This is a genomic window from Candidatus Hydrogenedentota bacterium (assembly GCA_016791475.1).
Classification (GTDB): Bacteria; Hydrogenedentota; Hydrogenedentia; order Hydrogenedentales; family JAEUWI01; genus JAEUWI01.
This window is the reverse complement of the sequence record JAEUWI010000105.1, coordinates 1-8,159: the sequence shown is the minus strand read 5'-3', so window position 1 is coordinate 8,159 and position 8,159 is coordinate 1. Positions and strand designations below refer to the sequence as shown.

At 60.6% G+C, this 8,159-nt stretch carries 3 protein-coding genes; 1 reads left to right on the top strand and 2 read right to left on the bottom strand.

What is annotated here, in order from left to right; translation table 11 throughout:
- Window positions 1–900: 900 nt before the first annotated feature.
- The gene (locus tag JNK74_28030; protein MBL7650039.1) at window positions 901–3,213 is read left to right on the top strand and encodes a hypothetical protein; all 2,313 of its coding nucleotides are present in this window, start codon (window positions 901–903) and stop codon (window positions 3,211–3,213) included.
- 112 nt (window positions 3,214–3,325) lie between these two features.
- Here JNK74_28030 and JNK74_28025 read toward each other — a convergent pair whose 3' ends face one another.
- The gene (locus tag JNK74_28025) at window positions 3,326–6,178 is read right to left on the bottom strand and encodes a HEAT repeat domain-containing protein (protein ID MBL7650038.1); all 2,853 of its coding nucleotides are present in this window, start codon (window positions 6,176–6,178) and stop codon (window positions 3,326–3,328) included.
- 194 nt (window positions 6,179–6,372) lie between these two features.
- Window positions 6,373–7,761: a hypothetical protein gene (locus JNK74_28020; protein ID MBL7650037.1), complete on the bottom strand. Its 1,389-nt coding sequence runs from the start codon at window positions 7,759–7,761 to the stop codon at window positions 6,373–6,375.
- Window positions 7,762–8,159 lie beyond the last annotated feature (398 nt).

Below are 8,159 nucleotides of genomic sequence, written 5' to 3'. Positions count from 1 at the left end.
TCAAAGAGCATAAAAGCACACACGCAAACCCTACGGCACCCACACCTGAGCGCGGGACGCCGCTGCGTGTTTCATGCACTTGACCGTCGTCGCAGTCAAGCGATGAGTATGATAGCAATTTCTAAATGCCCATGTCAACCGTGCGCTCAACTTATTTTAAAGCCACACAAAAAGCACAGACGCTATCCATTCAAATGTCGCTCGGCTGAAGCCGCCCGCAAGCGGGCTGTTCAACCGTGTTGCCGCCGAGCGTTCTCGGCAGCGGAGGAGTAGCTTAGCAAATGAAGAAAGACGATGTCAACGAACACGCGGTAAAATTTTCCAGTATGGCGTTTTTACTCCGATTAAGCGGGTGTTGCAAGCCGCGCCCAGCCAGGGCTTTTGATGTCTACGCCGGCCCGGACTCTGTATGATTTAATCATGTAAATCGCAGTTCAATATATCGGCAGCATAGCGATTTCAGCTGTCGGATTGCGTGCATTGTGGGCCCTGAGCGGTCGCGGCATTTGTGCCCAACCTCTGGCTTGAATGGGGCCTCGATACACTCGTCACCTATAACACCGCGTTACTGGTACTGCCGCACATTGCGCCCCCGCGGCTTCGTCCGTCGGCGGCGGGTCGGTGGCAGTACAGCCCCCGCCCCATATTCCCAAGTTCTTTTTGGAAGTTCAGCGCAGCGGGCGAATCGGAGTCGGATTCGGGTGGTAATACGCTATAGTGTCGATCACGCTTCTATTCCGGTCCACCTCAGCGCTGAGTACCAATGACCCGGAATCTTGTTGTCTGCGAAGGATTATGATGAACTGCCCTATCCCCTTTTTTCGGCTAAGACCGCTGTTGCGCTCTGAAGCTGACACACTTTTGTGCCTGTGTATGGTTCCTCTGCTGATTTCAGCGTGTGTGACAACGCATGCGGAAGAGTCCGCCCTGCGGTGGAACCCCGCTGTACCTTCGCTTCCTTCTACGAATCTGATTCCCAACAGCAGCTTCGAGCTGGGCGCGGATGGTTGGTCTTCTCTCGGAAAGAGTACGGCGGCGGGCGGCGATCTGTGCGGGCTGTATGGCGTTGTTCAGGCGGGAGAGTCCTACGACGGCGGGCACTGCCTCCGGATTGAGCTGGGACCAGGCTTGACGCCGGTAACCTATTCCGACTACACGCTCGGTTCGTCGCAGACGGTTGTCCAGTCGGCCCCGCTGGCCGCAAGCCTGGGTTGGATGCGTGTGACCCCTGGTGTTGCTTACACCCTTTCTGCCTTCATGCGGGCGGACAGGGATGGGGTGCCCGCCGACCTGGCCCTTCGCTTCGGGGGAAATGTAAACGCTGTTGTCGGTGCGGATTTCCACTCCAAGCGCGTCGTACTGGGCACTTCGTGGGCGCGCTACGATTTCTCTATGGTGGCGTATACGCCGGATGTTTTTGTGGCCCTTGGTCCGAATCTTTCGGAGACTCCGGAAGCCTCTGCCGTCGTCTGGATTGATAGTGTTCAGCTCGAAGTTTCGTCGGGCGGGCCTGACGCTGGAAGCGCGGCCCCCTCAGCCTATGTTCCTCGCGAGGCGATCGAGCTTGGCCTGAACTGCGGGCGCCAGGGTAATCTCTTCGACGTCACGGAAGCGATTGGCTTCACGGTAACGTGCGCGAATACGACCCCGCTGGCAACGGAGGTGGAGCTTCATGCCGAGCTTGAGGACTATTTCGGAACGCGAGGCCCCGAGACTATTCACCGATGGTCGGTAGCCCCGGGCGCACGTGTGGAAAACTTTCTCCCCCTGTCCGTGCCGGGAGGGGGCTACTACCGGGCGCACCTGTCGTGGGAACTTGGCGAAATCGCCCACAGCCGGACCATCAAGTTCTCGGTGGTGGAAAGTTATCCTTCGCAAGAGTCAATCTTCGGTCTCAATCACGTCCCGACGACGGATGGGGCATGCGGGCAGTTACGCAAGGCCGGGGTGACCTGGGCGCGCGACTGGTCCATGAAGTGGGGCTCCATCGAAGCGCGGGAGGGCACTTATGACTTCGCGGAGATTGATCGACAGGTGGAGCGTATTGGCCGTGCGGGGATGAATCTCCTGCCGCTGCTTCCACCGCAGCCATCGACACTCTGGGCCTCGGAAGCGCCGCTGGAGGGTCTGCCCGCCGTGGAGCGGAGTGCCTATGCCCCGGCGCCCGAGCACCGGGACAAACTGAATGCCTTCATTTTCGCGACGGTGTCGCGCTATCGGGATCGCGTGCGCTATTGGGAGTTCTTGAATGAGCCGCTCTGGGTGCCGTGGTATTGTTTGCCTGCGGGAGGGGGCTACACGGTGGATACGTACATCGAGCTACTGAAGGGCGCTTCGGCCGCGATGAAGTCGGCCGACCCCAATTGCGTGGTGATCGGAGGCCTTTCGATCATGGCCAATAGTCCGATGGGGGACGAGTTCATTCAGAAGGGCGGGCTGGATCTTGTGGACATTTACAATCTCCATCCCTACCCCGAGGGCGACGGTCCTGAGTCATTCGCGCCGTTGATGACGCGGATCCTGGCAACGATGGAGTCGCGGGGCGCCCGCAAGCCCATCTGGGCCACGGAGTTGAGCTACTGGGGGACGGATGACAAGCCGTGGACGCCGTGGTCGCCGCCGAACCCCGGCCACTGGGCGGCGAATCGCCAGCAGGCGAGCGAGCGCGAAGCCTCGGACTTTAACATTCGCCAGGCGGTTATTCTGCTGGCCCATGGCGTGGAAAAGATATTCTGGCACTCTGGCCTTGAGGGTGAGGTGAACAACGGATCCCGGGATCTGGAAAATCCGCTCCTTGGTCCGGAGGCGGTACCGCAGAAGTTTTTTGCGGCCCAGGCGATGCTGGCCAATAGCGTGGGGCCCATTCCACGGTTTGCGGCACCGCTGAAGAAAGAAGCCGTCATAGACGGGGGCAATACGGGTGGCGTGCATGGCTATGCCTTCGATGGTCCCCGCGGTGCGGTGCTTATTGCGTGGGCGCCGGGGTATTTGAACGATGGAAACGCCGGGCCCGGCGGGATTGTGCCGCTCGGGGAATCCCCCGTGTATCTCATCTCAACTTCCCTGTCCGGCAGTGATCTGGCTGCGGCGCCAACACTGGTCCGACTGTCAGCCGACTCCCGCAACGATGAAAACACGCCGATCTGGGGTCTCAAGCTCCCCGTCTCGGTGAAGGCATACAGTATCGTCGGCTCGCCGGTGTCGGGCATGTGACCGCTCCGCTGGTTCGCAGATACCGCACACTCTAATGAGAGAAGGCGGAAGCCCGATTGATTCCGGCGTCCGCCTTTTTGGTGTTTTTCCAACTCTTGCTCGTTTATTGCGCTTACCTTGCTATAGGCACGAGGCGCAGTCCCCGCACATCGGCCAGTTCCTGCTTCAGGGGCCCGTCGGGCCGGAGTATGACGCGATTCAGACCCGCGCGCAACGCGAGACGACCGCTGGGCCGTTCCACGAAGCGATCGTAGCCTCCCGTGTCGGGCACTTCGCCACGGGTACGGCTGCCTTCGGTCTCGATCATGAAGAAATCACCGGCGGATTTGTCGTCGGCGGCAAGGTTCACCGCGACATCGTAGGTTCCCGACTGGGGCACCTCCACCTGCCACTCGGCGATGTCTTCCGCCACGACCCACGGCGCGAGCACATCCAGAGTCGGCCGGTAGGCGAGGCGCTGGCCGAAGACCGTGGATCTACTGGCCGGGAGCACAATGGAACCGTCCGGTTCGGGCAGGATTGATTGAATGGCGAGCGCGTCGCCGCCTACCTGCGCGAGCTCTTCCGCGCGCCAGGGAAGGGTCCTTCCTTCATTCTCGCGACGGACGGCGGTCGCGAGGGCCGGGTCAACGGGCTCGGCCGCATTGCCCCAGGCGCGACGGACATAACTGAGCACGCTGGCTACTTCCTCGTCGGTGTAGGCGCCGAAGGTGGGCATGCTGAGATTCCAGGTCTGACCGTTCACCTGGATGGGACCGTAGAGTCCGTTGAGTACAATACGGATGAGCCGTTCCGGGGGGCCGCCGACCCATTCGCTACCCGCGAGGGGCGGCGCGACACCAGGGACACCGCCGCCATGGGGCTGATGGCACGTGGCACAGGCCATGGTGTAGAGCTGCTGGCCCGCCGCCACGCGGGTCTGCTGCTCGGGGGTGAGGGGGGCGGCGTTCTGCGTCAATGTATCAGGCAGTGTTGCTCCGGGCCAGGTAAACTGGTTGAAGGCGGCGATCACCTTTTCGCGGGTGGCCACATCCGGCGCACGCATGAGGGCGGTCAGGGCACGGGGTTCTTCGGCGAGGGAGTACGGCTGGGGAAAGCGGATCCGGGCGAAGGCATCCAGCAGTGCGTTGCGCTGCCAGTTGCGGTCGGCGGGGGTGTTCGCAAAAAGGGAGAAGAGCGCTTCGACCCGGGGGGCACTCGCTTCTTCCAGCACACATTGGGCGAGCAACGACACGAGGCTTTCGTCCTCTACGCCGCGTTCCGTCCAGTGCTTGAGGAATTCAAGTTCACGACCGGCCAGTCCGGTTATCGCGGCGGTACGAAACAGGGGGTGTGCTTCGTTCGCGACCAGGTCGGCGAGGGCCGCCTGGGCCTGGGGCTCGGAGAAGGTGCTCAATGTCAGCGCGACTTGCAGTCGGACCGCCTGGCTCTGATCCTTTGTGTGCTCGATCAGTGCAGTGAGGAGTTTCGAGTCTCCTTCAGAGAGTCGGACGGCGGCGGCGCGCACCCGCTCATCGGTGCTCTTCAAGGCCGCGAGACGGGTGTCGGTATCCAGTGCGCCGAGGCCGTCGAGGGTCCACAACGCGTGGAGAGCGGCGAGCGCATTCTTCTCGTAAGCCGCTTTTCTAAGACGCGTAATCGCCTTCGAATCCGCACGCTCTACCAGCAGGCGCTGGGCCGTAAGGCGATGCCAGCCGTTAGGGTGGGCCAGGGTTTTCACGAGTTTCGCCGTGGATGCTTTCGAGAGACTCGGCGACTTGCGGTCAATGGGCTCGTTTTCCGCAACGATTCGCCAAATTCGGCCGAGATCATTGCCCTCGCCGAGTTTGCGCTCTTCGATCTGTTTGGTGAGCCACGGCACCATGAAGATAACGTGCTCGATAATGCCGTGGTACATGTCGGCCACGTACAGCGCGCCATCGGGACCGACGCGGGCGTTGACCGGGCGAAAGCGCTCGTCGGTTGACGCGAGGAATTCCTGCTCGGGCGGATAAAATCGGGACGCGTCCGTTGTAATGTCGTCGTTGAGGGTGAGTCTTCCAATAAGATGACCGCCGGATTCAGGTACGAAAACGTTGCGATGGGCGTCCGGGGGAAACTGGTGTCCATCGTAGAAGGTCGTACCGCTTGCAATGGTGTAGGTGCGCAGGCGCCCGTCGTCGCGCAATTCGAGGGCACCGAGGGTAACCGCGGGTGTGACGCGGATGGGAAAAACCTCCTGGGCGTTGGGGGCGAAATCCACATTGACGCCGAAGCCCTTGCGTTCGCCGCCGCCGCGCTGGAATACGCGCTGAAGATGGGGATTGCGCATCAAATACGCCGCCGGCAGGTTGTCGCCGAAGAGGGCCTTGTTTTCGTAACAGGTCATGAAGCGTCCGGTCTCATCGAAGGTCACACCGAATTGTCCGCGCTTGATGGTTTCTTCTTCGACCAGTTTCCCGTCCTTCCAGCGGTAGCGCTTGCTCCAATCGGCGCAATGGAGCCAGTTGTCGATGCCATAGCGCAGCCCGTTGGCGGTGTGCTGGGGATTTCCGGCCATGCCCATCTCCCCCACGTCGGTCTGTTTGTCGGCGCGGAGATCGCCATCCGTATCCTCGCAGAACCAGAGCGTCGGTGGCTCCTGCAAGAGCAGGCCACCCTTCACAAAGGCGAAGGATCGGGGCATGACAAGTTCGTCCAGAAAAACGGTATGCTTGTCGGCCTTGCCGTCGGCGTCCGTGTCTTCAAGAACGACCACGCGGCAGATGGGTTCGTCTTCCCCACTACCATTGAGGTCGCGCATGTAACCTTGATACTCCACGACCCAGATGCGTCCTTCGGGATCGAACTCGAAGAAGACGGGATTCTGCACGAAGGGTTCGGATGCGACGAGCTCGACGCGGTAGCCGGGCGCGACCTTGAAGGTCTTCTGCTCCTGCTCCGGCGTCAACACGGGTGCCGGCGGAACTTCGATGCGTTTAAGCAAATCCTCGCCTTTTTCCCAATCGGCCCATCCGGTCAAGGCTGAGGGGGGGCGTACGCGGGGGCGATCCTTTGGGATTGCGTCCTGTGCGGGTACGGAGAGGGTAAAAAGCGAACTGGCAAGTGCGACGCAGGCGGCCGCACGAAACGTGGTGTTGAAGGTGCGCATAAATCCCGATCTTGCGTTGTATTTGCCGTCTACTTCGACAGCCGGTCCAGAATGTTTCGGGTGATTTGCTCCACTGCGGGTGAGCCCCCCCGGAGGCCGTGGGCCCAGTCGGTCGTGCCCGAGGTGAAGACCGTGCCGCCGCCCGGCTTCGTGTAGAGGCCGAGACACGCGGCCCCGGTTCGTCCCTTTTCCCATTTCTCATACCATTCGCTGTCGCCGGGGTGCCAGCGGGCGGGCGCGGTGCAGAGCACGGTAAAGGATTCGGGTGTACCATCGCGAAAGGTTGGGAAGGGCAGGCCGTCGCGCCATTCCAGCTCTGCGCCATCGCATTCATAGCCGACGATGGTATTCTCACCCCCGAATTCATCACCCTGCTTCAATTCGGTGCCCTCGAAGATCCAGTGATCGGGGCGGTGCACAGTGAAGGCGCCGCTGCCGTCCATGAACTGGTCGTGGCTCTTGTGGAAACCGCCCCACAGGAAGCCTACGCCGGTGAGTTGGTTTTCCGGGCGCTTTACGAGGTGGTGACTCCAGAGGGAGGTGAGTAGCGCGTGATCCCCCGTGGCAAAAGCGGGATCTTTGAAATAGTTTTCCTTCCAGCAGACGAGTGCTTTGCCTTCGTCCTCGCTGCGGACCTGCCAGCAGCAGGTATTACCACTCATGAAGGCGACATTACCGCCATTGGCTATGAAGTTTTCGAGATTGTCCCGCATGGGCGTGGACCAATATTCGTCGTGGCCCACACTCAGCACCAGGCGGTAGTGCTGCAGGAGTTCCGGTCTGAACTCGAGGTCGGAATTGATCGCATAGTCGAGTACGTAGCCGTTTCGTTCGGCCCATTGGATAAAGGGCAGTTCCCAGGAGGAAAACTGGCTCGCGGGGGGACGATCAAACGAAACACGGTGCCCCTGGATGCCGCCGCGACCGTTGTAGGCGTAGAGACTGGAACCGCCCCAGTTGTTGTAGGCGTTGTAGGTATTCGTGGTCAGTTGCAGGAGTATCTTGGTGTTCTGCCCGGGGGCCGAAGCGCGCACGACGAAGAAACAACTTGACTCGGCGGTGCGCCTTCCCCGTTGGGTATAGCGACCGCCGCCATCGACCGCGCGCAACGATACCTGGTAGTAGCCGCTGCGCCACTCCGGGGGAATCGTAACGCGAAAGGTTTCAGGCCACTGGCACCCTTGGGAGGAAGCGTTCTCCGGGATGGGATGGGCCTGGCCGGGTATGTCCTTCTGGGCCCACACCGATTCTTCCGTCGCGCCGATACGCTTGATCTCGGCGTCGAACTTGGAGGCACCCGTTGAGATGTGGAAGGTTACGTCTTCCCCCGGTGCGGCGCTCTGCCGCCCGGCGTACCCTTCAATGAACCACGGGGAGGCTTCGTCTGATGCCGCTGCGGCTGCGGGAAGTGGGGCAATCCAGGCTGTAGAGAGTGTGAGGAGTAGAAGTCCACGACGTGACAGAGCAAAAGAAGGCTTCATACGAGAGTTCCCGGGGTTAGTGACTGCTGCCCTCAGTTAAGCAGAAGTCGCCGGGCAATGCAAGAGGAAAGGAGATAGTTGACAGTTGACAGTTGATAGTTGATAGTTGATAGTTGATAGTTGACAGTTGACAGTTGACAGTTGACAGCCAAATCCACACGGCCCGCAAGACCCATTAGACCCATTAGACCCATTAGACCCATGAGACCCATTAGACCCATGAGACCCACAAGCCCCATGGTCGTTTTGTCGGGTGGATGATCGGTGTGGGCGTAATTTTGTGTAGAGACGAGAAAAGGCCCCTCGGTATAACCCGAGGGGCCTTTTTAATGTAG